The organism is Lacibacter cauensis (assembly GCF_007830055.1).
GTDB lineage: Bacteria > Bacteroidota > Bacteroidia > Chitinophagales > Chitinophagaceae > Lacibacter > Lacibacter cauensis.
In genome coordinates this window covers 636,613-657,680 of the sequence record NZ_VLLE01000005.1, presented here as the reverse complement: position 1 = coordinate 657,680, position 21,068 = coordinate 636,613, and the positions used below count along the sequence as shown (strand labels likewise).

Below are 21,068 nucleotides of genomic sequence, written 5' to 3'. Positions count from 1 at the left end.
AGCAATCAACTAATTTCTTCCGCAAACTCAATTGCTTTCTTTAACGCTCCTAACTTATTGTTTACTTCCTGCAATTCACTTTCGGGTTTGCTTGCTGCTACTACTCCAGCCCCTGCCTGGTAGAACAATGTATTCTGCTTACTCAAAAAGGTGCGGATCATAATGGCGTGGTTGCAACTGCCATCAAATCCCATGAAACCAATACCGCCGCCATAATAACTGCGGGCAGTTGTTTCATACGCATCAATCAGCTGCATTGCTTTGATCTTAGGCGCACCACTCAACGTACCGGCAGGAAATGTTTTCGCCAGCAGTTCAAACGGATTTGAACCCGGACGCACTTTCGCCACCACTTCACTCACCAGATGAATTACATGACTGTAATATTGCACCTGCCTGTAATGCGCTACGCTTACATCGTCGCACACACGGCTCAAATCATTTCTTGCCAAATCAACCAGCATTACATGCTCGGCATTTTCTTTGGCATCTTCCAGCAAACGGGCTGCTTCACGCTGATCAATTACATCATCACCGGTGCGTTTGAACGTGCCGGCAATAGGATGCACCACCGCTTTCCCATTGTTGATAATGATCTGCGATTCAGGCGACGAGCCCATCAGTTTATAATCGCCGTAATCAAAGAAAAATAAATAAGGAGAAGGATTGATGCTGCGCAATGCTCGGTACACATTAAATTCATCACCGGTGAATGACTGCTGAAATCTTCTGCTCAAGACGATCTGGAATACATCGCCACGCATACAGCTGGCAATACCCTTCTTCACCATTTCAACATAAGCCTCGTTGCTGATATTCGATGTTTCCTCCCCTTTCACTTCAAACGGATAGACGGGCACATCTTTACTGCGGATTAAACTCTCCACAACAGCTACTTCGCTTTCGATGCCTTTGATATGATTTTCACAAATAAACAATTCATCTTTATGATGATTGAGTGCAATCACATATTGATACAAGCGGTAACGCATCAACGGTATAGCAGCTGCTTCCACTTTTGCATCGCTCAATTTTACAGCATCAAAAAACTGAACCGCATCGTAGGTTGTATAACCGTACAATCCTTGCGCAAACTTTACTTCTTTGCAATCGCCGGTTGCTTCAAAGTGATTCATAAAATCGAACAACTGCTGTGGCACTTCCGATGGTTGCCTAATAGCAATACGTTCGGGCTTTTGTCCAGGCAATTTAAATTCAATGCTGTTGCTGGAGCTGATCTCCATCCCTGCAATGGCATTGATACCAATGAACGACCAACTGTTTTCTGCCGCATGATGATCAGTACTCTCCAGCAACACGGTATCTCTGAACCGGTCACGCAGGCGCAGGTAAATACCCACCGGTGTGTACACATCGGCCAGCATTTTCTTACAAGTGGTTTCTATGTTAATTTTTTTCATTTTTATTTTTTGTTCCGTGCTTCATCAATACAAATCAGCTGCATTGGCGTCGCACTCTTGTACTCCAATAATTCTATCTATCAACCCACCCCCCAACCCCTCCAGGGAGGGGAATAAAAAAGCCCCGACAAAATCGGGGCTTCTGAAATATGATTGCACTACAATAGCAACAGCATTACAGCCCCTTTAGAGTTGTATGCCACCACCACTGAGTATTTACAAATGTTTTGTTCATTGCTGTGCAAATATGTCGCAGGATGATGGAACTGCAAAATTTTTTTTCTGCCCAGAATTTAAAACTTCCTTTACGAATGGTTGTTTACTTTTGAATAAGCAGCAGTTTTGCTGCACGACTTGACTAAAAATGTTCATATGAAAAAACTTGCATTTTCTGTACTTGCACTTTGCTGTGCGCTCTTGTTTCTTTCCTTTACGGTTCAGCAGGATAACCCCGACGCTATTGTTGGTTCCTGGAAAAACGGAGAAGGAACCGGTGTTATCCAGATTTACAAAAACGGCGATAAATACCAGGGAAAGATTATCTGGTTGAAAGAACCCAACGACCCCGAAACCGGCAAGCCAAAGCTGGATAAAAATCACCCCGATAAAGAAAATCATAACCGACCGGTGATGGGCCTTACGAATATGTGGGGCTTTAAGTACACCGATAAAAACGAGTGGACAGGCGGCAAAATATATGATCCGAAAAACGGCAAAACATATTCTTGTAAAATGTCGCTGGATGGAAATAATAAATTAAAAGTGCGGGGCTATATTGGCGTATCAATGATAGGACGCACCGATAACTGGACAAGACAATAACAGTATTTGCACAAACCACAAACGCCCCGCAAATTGCGGGGCGTTTGTGGTTTATAACCATACAACAGCATCGGGCTTTTCCAATGCATAGCGTTTGATCATGTTCCGTACGAAATCGTATTCCGGATATTCCTGTAAGTGCTTCCTTAGCTCATCTTTTGCATCAATACGAAAATCGGGTTGCACATAGCCCATGCCATAAAACCGTCCTTCTTCCATCAATATGCAACCATCTTTGCCATTGAAATACGAACGCTCACGAATGGCAAAGCTGGGCAGCTCTTTGCGTAATTGTGCAATTGCCTGTTGTACCCTCGCATTATAGTCTGTTGGTAATTCATCACCTGTACAGGCTCCTTTGCATTGCGGGTGTTCGCAAGCTGTATCAGTCGACCGATCAATGAAACAAAGCTTATTGCACAACTCAAATTCCTGTATCAACCGCTTCAACTCCAATGTTCCCTCATGCCTGCTGTAAAACTGGTAAATAGCAGGAACGTTCTTATGTTTTCTATCCACACCTAAACGATAGTACCCTCTTCCGTCTTCAAACAAATACAAACCATATTGCGCTTCGTACCCTTTAATTGCACGGTTATATTTCGGCCATAGCCGTTTAATCTCGATGGTCTCCAGTACCGATGCCATCAATTCTGTTCCGCATTGCTGGTACGAAATACGATGGACGTTGCGTTGAAACTCCTGCTTTTGTTTTGTTGGTTTGTTATTGGAGAAATGACTGGTTACACGTTTCTTCAGCTGCACTGCTTTGCCTACATACACGATTTTATCTTTTGCATCGTGAAAGTAATACACCCCCGGTGTCAATGGCAGCTGATCAATATCTTCTTTGTTGAGATGCAGCGGCAGGTATTGCTCTTTCGATTGTTTACCAATCATTGTATAAAGATGATTGTTTACATCTTTACTCCGCAACAACTCCAGCAACTGCACTGTTGCCTTGGCATCGCCTGCTGCACGATGGCGGTTGTACAACGGAATCTCAAAATGGCGGCATAAGTTGCCTAAACTGTACGATGCCAGTTTGGGAAATATCTTGCGGGTATAACGAACTGTACAGAGCTTTTTGCAATTAAGATGAAAACCGGCCTGCTGTAACTGATGACTCACAAAGGAGTAATCGAAATTAACGTTGTGCGCCACAAACACTTTCCCCTGGAACATTTCAAATAAACGGGGAGCAATTTCTTCGAACGAAGGAGCCAGCTGTACCATATCGTCTGTAATACCGGTAAGCGACTGCACAAAACGTGGGATGGATTGATGCGGGTTCACCAACGACTCAAAGCTGTCTACTATCTGTTGACCATCATAGATGTACACGGCAATTTCAGTAATGCCATTGGCAGAAGCATAGCCTCCTGTTGTTTCAATATCGGTTACAGCGTAGAGCATTTATCGTAAAAACACGTATGGCAAAGTAAAAATAAATAGACGAGATTCTTTGTGGGGGACGAAAACTGAAGTAAATTCGTATTAGAATTAGAATAAGTATAAGATTCCCTCGTAAGGCCTCAACAGTATATTAGAATTCCGTATTTCCTGTGAAAGAAATTTGTAACCTTTAAACTTAAAGTTATGGCATCAAATTCTTCACAAATGAGCGAATCAGTAAAAACTACAATTTTCGTTATTGTATTTTTTGCAGCAATTGCACTCGTTACATTATTAATGTTCGGTTAATCAATTGCCTATGGTTCAAACTTTACGCTGAAGGCTGTTGAAAAAAAACAGCATTGTACCTTATTCACATTATTCAAAAGCTCCCGAACGGGGGCTTTTTTATTTACATGCCTCATTTTCAGCAGGATTTCGTTAGCGCTTCCACCCTGCATTCCTTAACTTTGCCCTCCAAAAAAAGTACATCCTGCATGGAACTGAGCAAGAATTTTGAGCACCAGGCATCTGAAGAAAAATGGTATAGCTACTGGAACGAGCGCAAGTATTTTAACAGCACGCCCGATGAGCGTGAGCCCTACACCATCGTTATTCCACCGCCAAACGTAACGGGTGTATTGCACATGGGCCATTGCCTCAACAACACTATCCAGGATGTATTGGTGCGCCGTGCACGCATGCAGGGCAAAAATGCCTGCTGGGTTCCCGGCACCGACCATGCTTCCATTGCAACCGAAGCAAAGGTGGTACAAATGCTGCGTGAAAAAGGTATTCAGAAAGCTTCGCTCAGCAGAGATGAATTTCTTGGCTATGCCTGGGAGTGGAAAGAAAAATACGGCGGCATTATTCTGCAGCAGTTGAAAAAAATGGGCTGCAGTCTCGATTGGGACCGTACCAGTTTTACCATGGATCCCGATTATTATCAATCGGTGATTAATGTATTTGTTGATTTATACAACAAAGGTTACCTCTACCGTGGTAAGCGCATGATCAACTGGGATGTAAAGGCAAAAACAGCCCTGAGCGATGAAGAGGTGATTCGTAAAGAAACACAGCAAAAACTCTATCATCTCCGTTATAAAATTGATGGACTGGATGAGCATATCATCATTGCAACAGTTCGTCCGGAAACCATCATGGGTGATACCGCAATATGCGTACATCCGAAAGACGAACGCTATGCACACCTGCACGGAAAATTTGCTTTTGTTCCATTGATCAACCGCCGAATCCCCATCATTACCGATGATTATGTAACAATGGATTTTGGAACAGGTGCATTAAAAGTTACACCGGCCCATGATATGAACGATTACCAGTTGGGCCAAAAGCACAACCTGGAAGTGGTTGATATTTTCAATGAAGATGGAACGCTCAATGCAGATGCACAGATATTGATTGGTGAAGATCGTTTTGAAGCAAGAAAGAAAATTATTCCGATGCTGGAGGAAGCCGGCAGCCTGGTAAAAACAGAAGATTATACCAGCGAAGTTGGCTACAGCGAACGCACCGATGTGGTTGTTGAACCCCGCCTAAGCTTGCAATGGTGGGTAGACATGAAAAAAATTGCAGGTCCGGCTTTGGATGTGGTGATGAATGATGATGTAAAGTTCTACCCTGCTAAATTCAAAAATCTCTATCGCCACTGGATGGAGAATATTAAGGATTGGTGTATCAGTCGCCAGTTGTGGTGGGGACATCGTATTCCTGCATGGTATGATGCAGAGGGAAATTATGTTGTTGCTGTTTCGCATGAGGAAGCATTGAAACAGTATGAAACAAAGTTTGGCAAATCCATCGCTCAACTTTCCCAAGACGAAGACTGCCTCGACACCTGGTTCTCTTCCTGGCTTTGGCCGTTTGAAGTATTTAAAGGGTACAGCAATCCGGGTAATGCCGATGTACAGTACTACTATCCTACCAATACACTGGTAACAGCTCCTGAAATCATCTTCTTCTGGGTGGCCCGTATGATTATGGCGGGGATGGAATATCAGAAAGAAATTCCGTTTAAAGAAGTGTACTTCACCGGTATTGTGCGTGATAAGCAAGGACGAAAAATGAGTAAGAGCCTGGGTAACTCGCCCGACTTATTGGAACTCATCGATAAGTATGGCGCTGATGCCTGTCGATTTGGTATCCTCATCTCCTCACCTGCAGGTAACGATCTGTTGTGGGATGAAAGCAGCAACGAACAAGGCCGCAACTTCAATAACAAATTGTGGAATGCGTTGAAGCTGGTGAAAATGTGGGAAGCACGGACAACAGACAACAGTCAACAGACCACAGCTGAAAGCAGCTTTGCTGTTGAATGGTTTGGCAACAGATTGAATGAAGCGAAAGCAGAGATCGATCAGTTGTTTAAAGAATTCCGGTTGAGTGAGGCGTTAAAAACAATTTACTCGCTCATTTGGGATGATTTCTGCAGCTGGTATCTCGAATGGGTGAAGCCCGGATTTGAACAACCGATTGATGCGGAAGTATATGCAAAAACAGTTGCCTACTTTGAAGAGTTGATGCAATTGCTGCATCCGTTTATGCCGTTTATTACAGAAGAAATTTATCATGCACTCAAAGAACGAGCAGCAGGCGATGATCTTACCATCAAACAATACGCTGCGCTGGAAACTGCTGATGCAGCAGTATTACATCTGGCTACACAATTGAAAGAAGTGATTACTGCTTTGCGTGATGTACGTGTGAAAAATCAGATCAAATCAAAAGATCCGATCAAATTATCAATTGAAACAGCTGATGTTGATTCGTACAAACGCATTGCCTTGATCTTACAAAAGCAGGTGAATGCAGAAAGTGTTGACTATGTTACTGCAGCTGTAGCAGGCACTATTTCAACCGTCGTACAAAAAGACAAGTTCTACATTGCAACCGAACAGGCGATTGATACATCTTCACAAAAAGAACAATTGCTGAAAGATCTCGATTACCTCAAAGGTTTTCTTAATTCGGTTGAAAAGAAACTCGGCAACGAACGTTTTGTACAAAACGCCAAACCTGAGGTAGTAGAAGTTGAGCGCAAGAAAAAAGCCGATGCAGAAGCGAAGATCAAAGCAATAGAAGAAAGCCTTGCATCGTTATAACACAAATTCATTTAATGAAACAACCCCGTCTTCTGATCCTTGTTGCAGCAACGCTTTTTACATTAGCAGGTAATGCGCAGGAAAAACCCAAGCCTACCTTAAAACCACCGGTACTGCAAAGTTTCTGGGGTAAAACAAAGGGCGGCGATCTGCCGTTGGATCTGTTGCTGCCAACAATTGATTCGGCTATATGGGTCATCGACGACAAAAAAGTGAAGTACCATATTTCCCGTTTCATCCTTGTTTATAAAAGCAAGGATAAGTTTGAAGACGAAAAAACAGGTGAAATAAAAACCCGGTTCAATACATCGGGAGCCAATGTAAGCAACTCCCCTTACCTGCCTGCCAACTGGCAAAAAAACCTGTACGAGATTGTAAAGAAAGAAGATGAGATTTTGATTACGGATATTATTGTAAAAGACAAGTTCGGCTACTATTATACAGCACCGGATATAAAAATAAAGGTCTTGTAAAAAGCTTCTGATAACTTACAAAAAAGCCGATGATATGTAAAACATCATCGGCTTTTTTATGCAATTGTGAAATTGTATTAAAACAATTCAATCGGCAAAATCAATTCAAACTGATTTGGATTTTTGTTTGGCGCCAGTACATCAGTCGTGAGCAAACGACTGTACCGCACACCAAATGTAAAGGACTGTACATTCCACAACCGTGTGTCGAAATAAATTTCAGCACCTGTTGATTCAAACGGAAATTCCCTGCCTGTCCGCAAACTTCTTGCATGCGTATAATCGTAAAACAGGTTGCCACGCACACGCAAAAAATAAATCAGATTGGCGACGCCAAATTCGGGATACACAATCGGGAAATGATAATTCGCACTCACCCTCCACATACGTGGCAGGTTTACTGCATTAAACCCACGGGCAAAGGAAAGATTATTGCTGAACAAACCGCCCCGCAAAGTATCTCTTGTAAAAGCTGAAGCAAACAACACCAGGCTATGGTTGCGGAAGAAGCCCGGCAAGTACAAACCTGCATTCAATAACAACTGGCTACCCTGTTGACCGTTTATGGTTCTTCGGTAGCGTGCAGATAACACATTCGCAAACTTCGGATAGATCTGTTGATACGCTTTTTGCGTTTGTGTAACCCAGCTGATGGATGAACTGCTGTAATTGAGTGTGCGGTTGTTGAGCAGTTGTTTGGCAACGCCTGTAAAATTAATTTGCTCTGCATTGATGGAGCTGCTTAACGTAAGGTTGCTGAACAATAAACCGCCCGTAAAATTAAACGGCAATGTAACGCCTGCATTTACGTTGCTTACATTCCAGGTAAACGTTGTATCAGCATTATACGCTTGGCTGCGATTCCAGGTTTGCGCTGCGCCAACCGACAACTGTGGATACAGCCCACCGTATACCAACGCAGCAGAAACAGCATGCGATTTTTCGTTACGGTTGTAATTGTAGGTATACTCGCCAATCATTGTGTTGAGGATATTGTTACTGTAAAACGTAATCCCATAATCCGGGTCGGTGGTAAAGGGCCGCCAACTATGTATATTAAATAAGTTTAAACCAGAATGGTAACGCTTCACTTCTCCTTCCATCGGCTTCACTTCCTGCAACAGATTGCGTTCAATTGATTTGGTTGATGCAACATACAGATCAGCCAGTTGACTTGGCGCTGCCTCTTCAACCAACCGCAGATCGGTGATCTTTTGTTTCAGCAACATATATCCATCGGCCGTAAATGTATTCCAGATAAGCGTCCCTGTTGCCGTGTTGATGCTTGCCTGGTAATTACCATTGGGCAACTCGGCCGCACGGAATAATTTCTTTTGTTGCAGATCGTACATGTACAAAGCATCCCGTCCATTTTGGGGCGATGTAAATAATACCGTATCGCCACTCACTTGTACAAACCCGATAACAGTATTGCTGAATGGAAATAACAACTTCTCATCGTTTGCAGCAAGCGTTGTTTGCAGCAGACTCATTTCGCCTTTTTGATTACGCACTGCACTGATAACAGATGAACCATCTGCTGAAAATTTCGGATACGAATACACATAGTTGTTGTTGTTCGGTAAATCAATTTTCAACGTATCATCTACTGCAAGCAACTGCAGGTTGGTTTGCAGATCGGTTGTTGCATTCACCGCAATTACTTTCGTTGCATCGGGCGAAAGATCGGGCTGAAACAAACGTGTTTTACTGGTGATCTTTTTTATTTCATTTACTGCAGGATTCCAGATCTTAATGACTGAGTACGTTTTCCACTCCCAGCGTGCATCGGTAGCAAAAGCAGTGTATACAATCTTACCGTTGCGGTACGAGTAATACTGATCTTCGGTAATATCTTTTGGCCGTAGCTTTTCTTCATATCCGTTTTGATGGATACGTACCCATGTTGGTATCTGCCGGTACGATGTTTTTAACACCAATACACTGCCATCGGCTTCTTCAACGGGATAGAGATAGTTTACCACGTTGTTCTTTTCTGCTTTTGTTACAGGTTGCATGTTTGCAAAAAACGCATGTGCTTCAACCTGCATTCTTTCCTTATACCAGTTAAAGGCATCGTTTACAAATTGCTTGTACTCTACTCCCGTATATTTTTGAACGGCTTTCTGGAAGGAGAAAACGAGCTGTTTAAAATCGAGTGCGTCGTTGTTTACTTTCGTCCATAAATCATTGCCATATTTTTCCCGGCCATAGGTTACCAGCAAATAACCAAGATCGTAATGGTTAGGCACAAAATGTCTGTACGATCCGTTCCTTAATTTCTGGTACGAATAATTTTTCTTAGCCAACCACAACGAACGGTATGCGTTGAAAAAAGAAGGTAATCGTCCTCTTCCTTGTGTGCTGCTCATTGTTTCCTGCCAAACGGCATCACCTTCCCAAAACCAATCGGGTACGGAAAGATTCATCGCTACTGCCTGTCCTTCCTGGCCAAAAAACACTCCTGCCAGTTTGGGAATGGTACGGTTAAAATTAGAGAACTGCTCTACATGCCTGAACTCATGCAAAGCCAGGTAACGATGCCAGGGAAGCGCACCACTTTCCAGGTTGTTTAAATCCGGCATCATATAAAACTCACTGCGCCAGGGAGCCGGACCAACATAGGCATTGGAGGTTGTTGTTTGATTCTGCAACACCACATTGAACTCACGGTGCTGCATACCCAACGATGCCGGATTATGTTTCACCAACTGGTGCTGCAGCCATGCCACTTCCCTCGCCTGTTTTTCCAGCGATTTTGGAAAGATGATGCGCACCGTATCGGTATTGAGTTGATAAAACTTTAATGAAGCAGGATTGCCGCCAAACACCTGTGCATTGGTTGTTACAGCTGTACAAAACAAGAGAATGACAAACAAAAATTTCGTTTTCATTCTTAAAAATAAACAGGAAGACCGATATACGATCTTCCTGTTTGGCACATGCATAAAACTTTTTTAATCGGCGAGATAATCCACCTTCAACGTAATGGATGCTGTTTTCTCTTTGCTGGAAGTATTGAAAGCTCCACCATAACTGTAATCTTCATTGGCATTTTTACCTGTTATCTGGAATACACCCATGGTTGCCTTCTTAATTCCACCCAACGAACCGCCGCTGTTTCTGGCAATGGTTTCAGCCCTTGTTTTGGCATCTTCACTTGCTTTGGCCAGCAGGTCAATTTTCAGTTCGTTTAAACGGGTGTAATAATATTCCGGCGCATTCGAGTTCAGCTCAATGCCTCGCTCCAGCAGTTCGGTAATTTCTCTCGACAGTTTTTCTACCCGGTTAATGTCTTTCGATTCTACCCGCACATTACCGGTGAGTGTATAACCGGTAAACTCTGCACTGATCTCGTTGCCCTTATCGTCGTAACTGCGGCGGAAATTTTTATTGATGGCGATCGACGAAAACACAATGTTACTATCGGCAATACCTTTCGAATTAAGATAAGACCGTATAGCCGCTTCATCGGCTTTTAGTGTAGCATACGCTGTTTTCAATTCAAAACCATAACGGTTAAACGAACCACTCCAGACAATGAGATCGCTGGTGAAATCTTTTTCTGCAAGACCGGTAACAGAAATGGTTTCGGTTGATTTGAATTTGTATTTGTAGGCATTTCCAATAATGTACAGGCCAACAATAACAGCCACTGCAATGATGGCTGCACCAATGTAATTTTTCATTTTGTTTTTCTTTCTGTTAAAGTAGTTATCTGCAGGAATGCAACAATACCCTGCAGCCGCATTTTTTTGTTAATGTTTGCCTATTGGTTGTGATGATCTGTGAGCTTCTGCATCATCTCTGCACCTACTGCATCAGCCGAAGGACCATAGCCATTTACAAATACCCCTTTGTGCCCGTCTTTCGATTCAATGGCATACACAATCTCTTCGTCGGAGGGATTGGTATCGCCTTCGAAACGGTATACTTCTTTGATCTCAAATTCCTGTGGCGTAAGATTGAGATCGGGATTAAAACATTGGATGGCATTCACCTGCAGATTAAAGTCGAGCGTAAAACCTCTTGCTTTTAAACCACTAATGGCTTCGGTTACTGTATCGTAGTTGTACATAGATGTTTAGTTTATAGTTGAAAAAAATATTCACTCCTTATTATCCGTCAGACGTGGGCGTCAGACAGGACGCACTTCTTACTTCTTACTTCGTACCTCGTACCTCGTACCTCGTACTTCTTCTTCAAACCATCACCTGCGTATGCTTCAACACACCCATCACAAACACACTCTGCACATTGCCGATGTTTTCGCTTTGGCTCAGTTTGTTTACATGAAAGTTATAATAATCGTCCATGTTTTCTGCCACCACCTTCAGCATAAAATCAAACTCACCGGAAATATTATAGCACTCGATCACCTCGGGCAGTTCGTTAATATGTTTAATAAATTTCGTGCCTGCATTGCGGCTGTGTTCTTTCAGCGATACATAACAAATCACCATCAATCCTTTCTTCACCTTTGCATGATCGATCAAGGCAGCATATTGTTTGATGACACCACTCCGCTCCAACCATTTAATGCGCTCGTGTACAGGCGTTGTACTCAGGTGCACTTTATCGGCAATTTCCTTTACCGTCATCCGTGCATTTTGCTGCAGCAACCGCAGAATACTGAGATCGGTTTTATCCAGCGTAACGGGTTCATTAGTCGTTTGTTCTGTTTTAAGCGCTTTTGCCATGTACAAACAGGATTTTATTCTTTACTGTCCTGCCAAATTAGAATGATTTCCTGAATTTATACACATTCGCATTATTTTATCCTGAAAAACTACCTTTGCAGCCTAAACTATAACAAATGTCAACGCTCACAAGAAACAAGATCGATTTTGATCTGAAATACAAAGTAAAAGACATCAACCTCGCAGAATGGGGTCGTAAAGAAATTCGCCTTGCCGAAGCAGAAATGCCCGGTTTGATGGCAATCCGTGAAGAATATGGTCCAAAGCAGCCGTTGAAAGATGCACGCATCGCAGGTTGTTTGCACATGACCATCCAGACTGCCGTGTTAATTGAAACACTCGTGGCATTGGGTGCTGAAGTTAAATGGAGCTCTTGCAATATCTTCTCTACACAAGATCATGCTGCTGCTGCTATTGCTGCTGCTGGTATTGGTGTGTACGCATGGAAAGGTCAAACACAGGAAGAAGCTGACTGGTGTATTGAGCAAACCTTGTTCTTCGGTTCACCTGAGCGTCCGTTGAATATGATTTTGGATGATGGTGGGGATTTAACCAACATGGTGTTGGATAACTATACTGAACTGATTGCCGGCATTAAAGGTATCAGCGAAGAAACAACTACCGGTGTACATCGTTTATACGAGCGTGTAGCAAAAGGTACATTACCAATGCCTGCAATCAACGTAAACGACTCTGTAACCAAATCGAAATTCGATAACAAATATGGTTGCCAGGAAAGTCTGGTTGATGCGATCCGTCGTGCTACCGATGTAATGATGGCTGGTAAAGTAGCTGTTGTTGGTGGTTATGGTGATGTGGGTAAAGGAAGTGCCATGAGCTTACGTGGTGCAGGTTGCCGTGTAATTGTTACAGAGATCGATCCTATTTGTGCTTTGCAAGCTGCAATGGATGGTTTTGAAGTAAAACGTATGATTGATGCAGTAAAAGAAGCAGACATTATCGTTACTGCTTCAGGTTGCCGTGATCTGATTACTGCAGAGCATTTCAAAGCAATGAAAGACAAAGCCATTGTTTGTAACATTGGCCACTTCGATATTGAAATTGATGTTGCCTGGTTGAACGCTAACTACGGTCAAACAAAAGATACCATTAAACCACAGGTTGATCTGTATAATGTTGATGGTAAAGACATCATCCTGTTGGCTGAAGGTCGTTTGGTGAATCTTGGTTGTGCTACAGGTCACCCATCATTTGTGATGAGTAACTCGTTCAGCAACCAGACACTGGCGCAAATTGAATTGTGGAACAACCACGCCAACTACGACAACAAAGTATACGTTCTGCCAAAGCATCTCGATGAGAAAGTAGCTCGTTTACACCTTGCAAAAGTAGGTGCACAGTTAGATGAATTAACTGCAGCACAAGCTGAGTACCTCGGTATTTCTGTGAACGGTCCGTTCAAATCTGAAATGTATCGTTATTAATATCGCTGTAGCAATTGCTTTCAGCTGCATGCAAAAACCCGCTTCATTTGAAGCGGGTTTTTGCTTTGTAATAATTAACTTTAATGATAACACAATCGCCATGCCTGTTACCAAAACGCAACGAGCTTTTCAAATTTGTATTGCAGCTATCACCTGGTTCGCTGTTATCTTGCAGTTTTACTTACAAATTGTAAATCGAACCACCGAAGTTGGCGAAGCCATCATCCGTTTCTTCAGTTACTTTACTATTCTCACAAACATTTTGGTTGCTGTTTGCTTTACTTCCTTGTTGCTACAAAAAAAGAAGGAAGGCTTCTTTCATAAGCCGGGTGTGCTTACTGCTGTAACCGTTTATATTTTTATTGTGGGTATGGTGTACAACCTTGTATTGCGTTCTCAATGGAATCCGCAAGGCTGGCAGTTGGTTGCAGACAACCTGTTGCATACAGTTACACCACTGCTTGCACTTGTGTATTGGTTTATTTATGCATCAACCGGAAATATTGGCTTACAACAACTTTCAACCTGGCTGCTGTATCCGCTCTTCTATCTTGTTTATGTATTGATACGTGGTTCGTTCAGCAACTTTTATCCTTATTTTTTTATTGATGTGAGCAAGCTCGGTTACGCAAAAGCATTTATCAATGCGTTGTATGTTACCGGCTGTTTTCTATTGGTATCGCTGTTGCTTACATGGCTGGGCAACAGAAAAAAAGTATAAAAAAATCCCTCCTGCCGGAGGGATTTGATTTGGTTGGAGAATGCTAACCTGTGAAAATATAACCGCAGCCTTTTTCCTGTGCCCTGCCAAGCGCCCATACACCCGATGGCACCGGTTGAATACCGGGCAACAGACCTGCCTGCCATTCTTTACGCACATCTTCTACATTCATCTTCATGGCATCAGCAGTAACGGTTGAATAAACACCAAATGCTGCCTGGCAATAACAAAACATCACACCTTCGTTCTGCAGATCGTTGATGCCAAGCGGCAACGCACCTACACCGGGTATTTTAAAATCATCCGGCTGCGGCTTCCAGAACGGATTGCGGGTTGCAGCTTTTCCTGTTTTAGGATCGTTGGCATGAAACATTTCGCCAAACTTATATTTTTCCCAAAGCTTATCCTCCATTGCATAACCGATAGCAGCATGTCGTAGTACAACCACCACGCTGCAGTCTTTTGCACCAGTACCTGTAGCTTCATTCGTTAATAAAAAAACTTTCGGCCATGCAAACGGAAAAAGCTCATGTGGCTGCGTTGCATCAAACACAATGCGATGTTTTCCTTTTATACGGTTAAACCATTCGTCGGGGTTTGTTTCATCGGCTGCGTACATTCGATTCTCCAAAAAAGGTCCTGCATTGGCTGCACCGGGAAAAGCTGCCAGTCCTATAGCAGCTGCACCGGCTGCAACTGCACCCAAAAATTCTCTGCGTGCAGTTGCCTGATTCTGTTCATTTTTTTTCATGACATGTCATTTTTTGATGTGAAGAACAAATACAGGAATACGAATCGGTACAGATTGAACCGGGAACGGAGAAAAAAATAATGGAAGAGTAAGCTGAACAAGGTAAACAATCTGCAAGCGAAATGCAAGCAGCAAATCCTTGCAACTGCACGCATGTTATAAATATGACAAATGAGTGCCGCAGAAACCTTTCGGTTAACAGTTTCTTTTTACTTTTAGTGCGATAAGCGTTATTCAAAGCATGGGTATTCCTACACGACTATTATTCTGTTGCTTACTCTGTTGGAACTTGTTTGCAGCCACGGCTCAAACCAGCAGCGGCTTACGCCTCAACAAAAAACAACAGGCACTTGCATTGCTGAACCAAACCACACTTACCGCCAGCACATTCTGGCAAAATGTAAATCCGGAGCTGTTCCTGGCTAATCTTAAACGAAACGCCGAGCAACCGGTATTTCTGTACGCCGGCCGTAATACCAACTTCTGCGGTTACGCAGCTGTTGGCTATATTCTGCTGGAACAGGATCCGTTGGGGTATGTACAGTTTATGCTCAACCTTTATAAACATGGAGAAGCAACGTATGCATCGGTGCGGTATAAACCAACCGCAGCAGTGCGAAAAACAGCCGGCACCATTTTGTACGAAGGTGAACTTGACCGTAACGATGCCGACCAGGTTTTCTTTTTTACACTGGCCGATCATTACAAAGGCTATCTGAATCTTTTACACCTCAATTATAAGCGTGACAGAGAACTGGGCTTATGGGCTGCAACCAATCTTTCAAAGTTTAACCGGATGCTGCGGGCCATGATGCAAACAGAAATCCGCTGCATCGGCTACGATCTTGTACGTGTAAAACAAAAGCACCTTGTTGATTCGCTGCAGAAGAAACTATTGCATGGTGATGTATTTCTTTATCTCAACAACAGTATTCTCAGGAAAAAAAATCACAACAAAGTGAAGAAACATATTCCCACACACTACGTTGTTTTAAAAAGCATCAGCGAAGAAAACGGTGTCATTACCTTAACGTATTGGGATGCAGGATTTACTACGCTCCGGCAAATTGATCAGAAAGCATTAAACAGTTTACTCTTTGGCATCAGCTGGAGTGTACGGAACAGATAACATGGCAAAACAACTATCCATATTGTTGATTGCTGCAGCATTGCTTGCAGGATGCAGAGCAGGAAGACAGTTTCCCGGTAACTATTATTTTCAGCACGAGCAGGCAATCATTGCTATTGAAAAGCAGTACGCTCAGCTTACATCTAAACGATTAATATCGCTGGGTTTTACTGACGGTGCGTTCAGGCATGTATTGACAGAAATGAAAACAGACAGCATCCGCTATGTGTATGAATTCAATTTATCAGATCCGTCTTTTGCAGATACACTTACAAAATATGGTTACAATGCAGCAACCTGCATGAGTCTTTTACAAAACATGAAAGCCATTAAATGCACATGGATCAACAAACTCGATTATTATACCGATAAAGAAGCAAAGCTGCTGACGTTTATGAGCATCCGCAACAACGTTCGCACTTCGCCGTTCTCGCCCGAAAAATATTTCATTCTTACATTCTACCAGCAGCCACAGTACTATGATGAAAACGGTGTATTGCTCGACAGGAGAAACCTGCGCCGTGCCCGTAAAATAAACAACGAAATTTTCTACCGCATTAACGAAAAGGTTTGCTATACTGTTTCTGCCAAGTTCAGATAACACAAAGCAACCCAAATTACAAATCCCCAACTCCTACCCACCTCATCCCCCTATTCCGCCATTCATCAAAAGCAGAAACACGGGCTTTTGTTTTGTGTATATTCGGCTACCAAAACAATTTCGTTATGATGAAAAGAATAGGTGCTTATCTTTTGTGCATGCTCTGTCACAACAGCATCTCCGCACAAACTGGTTACAGCAATTTCAGCCAGCAAACCAACCGCATCAATGCGTTGACAAAAGCAAATCCGCAATGGGTGAAAGTAAAATCACTCACGAAAACAAACGGAGGTAAAGACATCTGGCAAATCACCATCGGCTCCGGCAATACAGAAACCAAACCGGCGATTGCCGTTGTAGGTGGTGTGGAAGGCAATATGCCTTTGAGTACCGAATTGGCCATTGGCTTTGCAGAAAGTTTAATGCAGGGTATTACAACAGACAGTATCAAAAACCTGCTCAACAAAACAACGTTTTATATTTTCCCCAATATGAGTCCTGATGCAATGGAACAATACTTTGCATCACTCCGTTTCGAACGCCAGGGCAACGCTACTTCAACTGATGATGACCGTGATGGCAGCAGTAATGAAGATGGATACGATGACCTGGATGGAAACGGCAAGATCACCTGGATGCGTGTTGAATCACCTGTTGGCACGCACCGTGTTCATCCAAACGATCCACGTGTGTTGATCAGAGCTGATGCAAGCAAGGGCGAGAAAGGCAACTATCTTGTTTTTACCGAAGGCAAAGACAATGACAAAGACGGCAACTTTAATGAAGATGGTGAAGGTGGCGTATGGTTTAATAAGAACTTAACGTTTAAGCATCCATCGTTCTCGCAAGGCTCCGGCGAATTTCCTGCAAGTGAAAATGAAACAAGAGCATTGCTTGATGAACTCTTCGATCGTTTCAATGTGTATGCAGTCATCAGCTTCAGCAGCAACAATAATTTAAGTACGCCTTATGCATTTAATCCGCAGGCAGCAACAGCACCCATTCTTGCCGGCTGGTTAATGCCCGATACAAAAGTGAACAGCATGGTGAGCGATCTGTACAACAAAACTGTTGGACTGAAAGATGCACCAGCATCATCAGTTAACGGCGGCGATCTGTTATCGTGGGGGTATTATCACTATGGCCGTTTCAGTTTCAGCACACCGGGTTGGTGGGTACCCAAAACGAAACCCGATACTGCAAAGAATGAAAAAGCATTTACGGTTGAAGATGCAACAGCCAATTACTTACGCTGGGCTTCGCAACAAAATATCGGCAATGTGTTTACCGAGTGGAAAGCGATACAGCATCCCGATTTTCCCAATCAAAAAGTAGAAGTAGGCGGTGTTGATCCGTTTGTGATTCAAACACCACCCTACGCACTTGTTCCAGATTTAGTAAAGAAACATAGTTTATTCATTGTAAAGCTTGCTGCTGCACAACCGGAGATCGACATCACCAATGTACAAACAGAAAAACTGGCCAACGGCTTAACAAGAATTACGCTGGATGTAATCAATAAAGCTGCATTGCCCTCGCACTCCAAATTAGGCGAACGCAGTTACTGGGTAAAACGCATCAATGTAAAAGTGAACAACAACAGCACACAATCCATCATCAGCGGAAAGAAAATTCAACTGTTGAATGCATTGGAAGGTTACAGTTCCAAGCAACTGAGCTGGCTGATTAAAGGAAGTGGCAAAATTACCATCGAAGCAGGAAGTCCAACCACCGGAACAAAAACCATTGAGGTTACACTTTAATGTTCACTCCAAACAAGAAAACAATGAAACATTCATTCAAACAATATATCGCTGCAACTGCATTCAGTATTTCATCGTTGTTTGCTACTGCACAAAATGCTGATCAGATTTTTAAAGCTGCAGGCTCGCCGGCTAATCCGAAAGTTGCGGTTAGCTGGAACCGTTATTACGATCATGCTGGCATTACCGAAATCTGCAGGAAGATCGCAGCGGCACATCCTGAATTAGCGAAACTGCAATCCATCGGCAAATCGTTTAAAGGTCGTGATATCTGGTGCCTTACCATTACCGATTTCAAAAAAGGAAACCCCGATCAGAAACCGGGCATGTATATCGATGGCAATATTCACTCCAACGAAGTACAGGGCGCAGAGTTTTCGTTATACACAGCATGGTATTTAACCGAATCGTTTAAAGACACACGCTTTATTAAAGAGCTGTTGGCTGATAAAGTTTTTTATATCGTTCCAACCATTAACCCCGATGGTCGTGACAGTTATTTTCACGAACCCAACACCGGCAGCACGCCACGTTCGGGTGTGATACCTGTAGATAACGATCGTGATGGTTTGGTGGACGAAGATGGTTATGACGACCTGGATAAAGACAATGAAATTTTATTGATGCGTCGCAAAAGTGCAACCGGTCGTTACCGTGTTGATCCATCAGATCCTCGCCGGATGATACAGGTGGGACCCGATGAAAAAGGCGATTACGAATTGCTTGGATTAGAAGGAAAAGATGATGATGGTGATGGCGTAGTGAATGAAGATGGCTACACGTTTCAATACGATCCAAACCGTGACTGGGGCTGGGGATGGCAACCCAACTACATCCAGAATGGTGCGTACAAGTATCCGTTCTCCTTACCCGAAACAAGAGCAGTGATGGATTTTGTAATGAAGCATCCGAACATTGCAGGTGCACAATCGTATCACAATGCAGGCGGTATGATCTTGCGTGGCCCCGGTGATCCAACAGACCAGGTGACATATAATCCACAAGACATACAGGTGTACGATATTATTGCTAAGAAAGGTGAAGAGTTGATTCCCGGCTATCGTTACCTCGTTGTACATAAAGATCTCTACCCTGCTTATGGTGGAGAGTTGGATTGGTTTTATGGCGGTCGTGGTATCTATACGTATTCAAACGAATTGTGGACACCGTATCTGATGTTCAACAAAGATGCAACACGTAACCCGCAGGATAATACCAATTTCAACTTTGATACATACCTTTTGTTTAAAGATGCGTTTGTTGACTGGCATGAATACGATCATCCGCAATACGGTAAAATTGAAATTGGCGGTTTCAAGAAAAATTTTGGTCGTGCACATCCCGGCTTTTTGTTAGAGAGCGATGCACACCGTAACATGGCATTTACCATTTACCATGCGTATCACACACCGTTGCTGAATGTTGATACCGTTACAGAAAAAGACCTGGGCAATGGATTGAAAGAAGTAACAGCTGTTATTTCCAACAGCCGCATTATGCCCACACACAGCAGTCATGATCTGAAATATAAAATTGAGCGTCCTGATTATATTTCGATCAGCGGTGCAAAAGTGGTGGCAGGCATGATCGTTGAAAATGCAGATCTCAACATCACAATAGAACAAACAAGCAATCCTGAGAAAATTGAAGTAGCGAATATTCCGGGCTTATCGACTGTTACCGTTCGTTGGGTCGTGCAAGGCAGCAGCAAATACAGCATCAGTGTAGATAGTAAGAAAGGTGGTGTTGCAAAGAAATAAAGTATAAAGTATGAAGTATGGAATCTCTTCGATTGCTTTGTGCATCCTTTGTTTTCTTCGTGTAACTAATATGTAGCACAAAGATCACAAAGGTTTTCACCGAATACACAAAGAAAATCCTCACAGCTAAACTGTGAGGATTTTTTATTACAAGCAGTTTAGTGAAAGCTTTGTAATTTTCAGCATCAACTGTTCAACATGAAATCGTTCTCGTTTTTTGTATTCGCCTCACTACTGCTTGTGCAAACCCAGGCACAGGTTTTGAAAACAGATGCCAATCTCTTAAAACTAAAAGCACCTGAAACATTCAAAGCAGAGTTTGTAACAACCAAAGGCAATTTTACTGTTGAAGTGTACCGCAGCTGGTCGCCGTTAGGTGCCGATCGTTTTTACCAGCTTATCCGTAGCGGTTATTACAACAACACCGTTATCTTTCGTGTGGTAAAAGATTTTCTGGTACAGTTTGGCGTTAGCGAAGACAAACAGAAGAATATTTTCTGGCAGGGTAAAAATTTAAAAGACGAACCCGTGGTTGCATCCAATACCGACAGCACCATTTGTTTTTCACGTGGTGCACCCAACACCCGCAAAACATCCATCTTCATTAATCTCCGCAACAATCTCAGCTACGACACCTTGAATGCAGGCGGCGTAAAAGGGTTTGTGCCGTTTGCAAAAGTCATCAGCGGTATGGATGTAGTGCGTCAATTCTTTTCAGGCTATGGCAACGATGCGATGAAGCCGGCCGATACCATTTACTTCAAAGGCAACAAATGGTTCATCAATAAATTTCCGCAGATCGACCTCATTAAAGAAGCGAAAGTGATTAAGGATTGATCGCATCCAGCTTCTGCAGGCATACATTCATCCTTTAAGTTTTCCACAAAAATCAACTTGTGCACGAGATTTGCTTTTGCATCTGTTCCCATATCCGCATCTGTAAACGTACACACAACTAAAAAACT

General features: G+C 42.9%; 17 protein-coding genes. 10 read left to right on the top strand and 7 right to left on the bottom strand.

Annotation, left to right across the window (positions count from 1 at the left end; all coding sequences use genetic code 11):
• Positions 1 to 5: 5 nt before the first annotated feature.
• Positions 6 to 1,421, bottom strand: coding sequence for an anthranilate synthase component I family protein (locus IQ13_RS16545; protein WP_144887733.1), 1,416 nt, complete (start codon positions 1,419 to 1,421; stop codon positions 6 to 8).
• Positions 1,422 to 1,793: 372 nt separating this feature from the next.
• Between IQ13_RS16545 and IQ13_RS16540 the strand changes: the two genes are divergently transcribed.
• Positions 1,794 to 2,243: a DUF2147 domain-containing protein gene (locus IQ13_RS16540; RefSeq protein ID WP_144887732.1), complete on the top strand. Its 450-nt coding sequence runs from the start codon at positions 1,794 to 1,796 to the stop codon at positions 2,241 to 2,243.
• A 51-nt stretch (positions 2,244 to 2,294) separates the two neighbouring features.
• Here IQ13_RS16540 and IQ13_RS16535 read toward each other — a convergent pair whose 3' ends face one another.
• Positions 2,295 to 3,659 (bottom strand): exonuclease domain-containing protein, encoded by a 1,365-nt coding sequence (locus IQ13_RS16535; RefSeq protein ID WP_144887731.1) that lies wholly within the window; start codon positions 3,657 to 3,659, stop codon positions 2,295 to 2,297.
• 476 nt (positions 3,660 to 4,135) lie between these two features.
• On the opposite strand from IQ13_RS16535, the gene IQ13_RS16530 reads away from it, so the two are divergent.
• Both IQ13_RS16530 and IQ13_RS16525 read left to right on the top strand, forming a co-directional pair.
• Positions 4,136 to 6,760 carry a valine--tRNA ligase gene (locus IQ13_RS16530; protein WP_144887730.1) on the top strand — a complete coding sequence of 875 codons (2,625 nt, stop codon included), beginning with the start codon at positions 4,136 to 4,138 and terminating at the stop codon, positions 6,758 to 6,760.
• A 14-nt stretch (positions 6,761 to 6,774) separates the two neighbouring features.
• A complete protein-coding gene (locus tag IQ13_RS16525; RefSeq protein WP_144887729.1) occupies positions 6,775 to 7,233 on the top strand; it encodes a hypothetical protein in 459 nt (152 codons plus the stop codon).
• A gap of 77 nt (positions 7,234 to 7,310) precedes the next feature.
• On the opposite strand, the gene IQ13_RS16520 is transcribed toward IQ13_RS16525, so the two are convergent.
• From IQ13_RS16520 to IQ13_RS16505, 4 genes are all read right to left on the bottom strand, one after another.
• Positions 7,311 to 10,127 carry a TolB family protein gene (locus IQ13_RS16520; RefSeq protein WP_144887728.1) on the bottom strand — a complete coding sequence of 939 codons (2,817 nt, stop codon included), beginning with the start codon at positions 10,125 to 10,127 and terminating at the stop codon, positions 7,311 to 7,313.
• A gap of 63 nt (positions 10,128 to 10,190) precedes the next feature.
• The gene (locus tag IQ13_RS16515) at positions 10,191 to 10,922 is read right to left on the bottom strand and encodes an SIMPL domain-containing protein (RefSeq protein ID WP_144887727.1); all 732 of its coding nucleotides are present in this window, start codon (positions 10,920 to 10,922) and stop codon (positions 10,191 to 10,193) included.
• Positions 10,923 to 11,002: 80 nt separating this feature from the next.
• Positions 11,003 to 11,311 carry a phosphoribosylpyrophosphate synthetase gene (locus IQ13_RS16510; protein WP_144887726.1) on the bottom strand — a complete coding sequence of 103 codons (309 nt, stop codon included), beginning with the start codon at positions 11,309 to 11,311 and terminating at the stop codon, positions 11,003 to 11,005.
• A 124-nt stretch (positions 11,312 to 11,435) separates the two neighbouring features.
• Positions 11,436 to 11,933: an Lrp/AsnC family transcriptional regulator gene (locus IQ13_RS16505; protein ID WP_144887725.1), complete on the bottom strand. Its 498-nt coding sequence runs from the start codon at positions 11,931 to 11,933 to the stop codon at positions 11,436 to 11,438.
• Between the two features lie 116 nt (positions 11,934 to 12,049).
• On the opposite strand from IQ13_RS16505, the gene ahcY reads away from it, so the two are divergent.
• A complete protein-coding gene (gene ahcY / locus IQ13_RS16500) occupies positions 12,050 to 13,378 on the top strand; it encodes an adenosylhomocysteinase (RefSeq protein ID WP_144887724.1) in 1,329 nt (442 codons plus the stop codon).
• A gap of 100 nt (positions 13,379 to 13,478) precedes the next feature.
• Positions 13,479 to 14,099: a Pr6Pr family membrane protein gene (locus IQ13_RS16495; RefSeq protein WP_144887723.1), complete on the top strand. Its 621-nt coding sequence runs from the start codon at positions 13,479 to 13,481 to the stop codon at positions 14,097 to 14,099.
• A 43-nt stretch (positions 14,100 to 14,142) separates the two neighbouring features.
• Here IQ13_RS16495 and IQ13_RS16490 read toward each other — a convergent pair whose 3' ends face one another.
• Complete coding sequence (locus tag IQ13_RS16490; protein WP_144887722.1) at positions 14,143 to 14,850, bottom strand: twin-arginine translocation signal domain-containing protein; 708 nt, start codon at positions 14,848 to 14,850, stop codon at positions 14,143 to 14,145.
• 241 nt (positions 14,851 to 15,091) lie between these two features.
• Here IQ13_RS16490 and IQ13_RS16485 point away from each other — a divergent pair, with 241 nt between their 5' ends.
• The 5 genes from IQ13_RS16485 (at position 15,092) to IQ13_RS16465 (ending at position 20,940) form a co-directional block, all read left to right on the top strand.
• Positions 15,092 to 15,979, top strand: coding sequence for a hypothetical protein (locus IQ13_RS16485; RefSeq protein ID WP_144887721.1), 888 nt, complete (start codon positions 15,092 to 15,094; stop codon positions 15,977 to 15,979).
• A gap of 1 nt (position 15,980) precedes the next feature.
• Entirely contained in the window at positions 15,981 to 16,580 is a 600-nt protein-coding gene (locus tag IQ13_RS16480) for a hypothetical protein (RefSeq protein WP_158637423.1), read from the top strand.
• Between the two features lie 125 nt (positions 16,581 to 16,705).
• Complete coding sequence (locus IQ13_RS16475; RefSeq protein ID WP_144887719.1) at positions 16,706 to 18,343, top strand: M14 family metallopeptidase; 1,638 nt, start codon at positions 16,706 to 16,708, stop codon at positions 18,341 to 18,343.
• 23 nt (positions 18,344 to 18,366) lie between these two features.
• Positions 18,367 to 20,103 (top strand): M14 family metallopeptidase, encoded by a 1,737-nt coding sequence (locus IQ13_RS16470; protein ID WP_144887718.1) that lies wholly within the window; start codon positions 18,367 to 18,369, stop codon positions 20,101 to 20,103.
• 198 nt (positions 20,104 to 20,301) lie between these two features.
• Positions 20,302 to 20,940: a peptidylprolyl isomerase gene (locus tag IQ13_RS16465; protein ID WP_144887717.1), complete on the top strand. Its 639-nt coding sequence runs from the start codon at positions 20,302 to 20,304 to the stop codon at positions 20,938 to 20,940.
• The last annotated feature ends 128 nt before the right edge of the window (positions 20,941 to 21,068 follow it).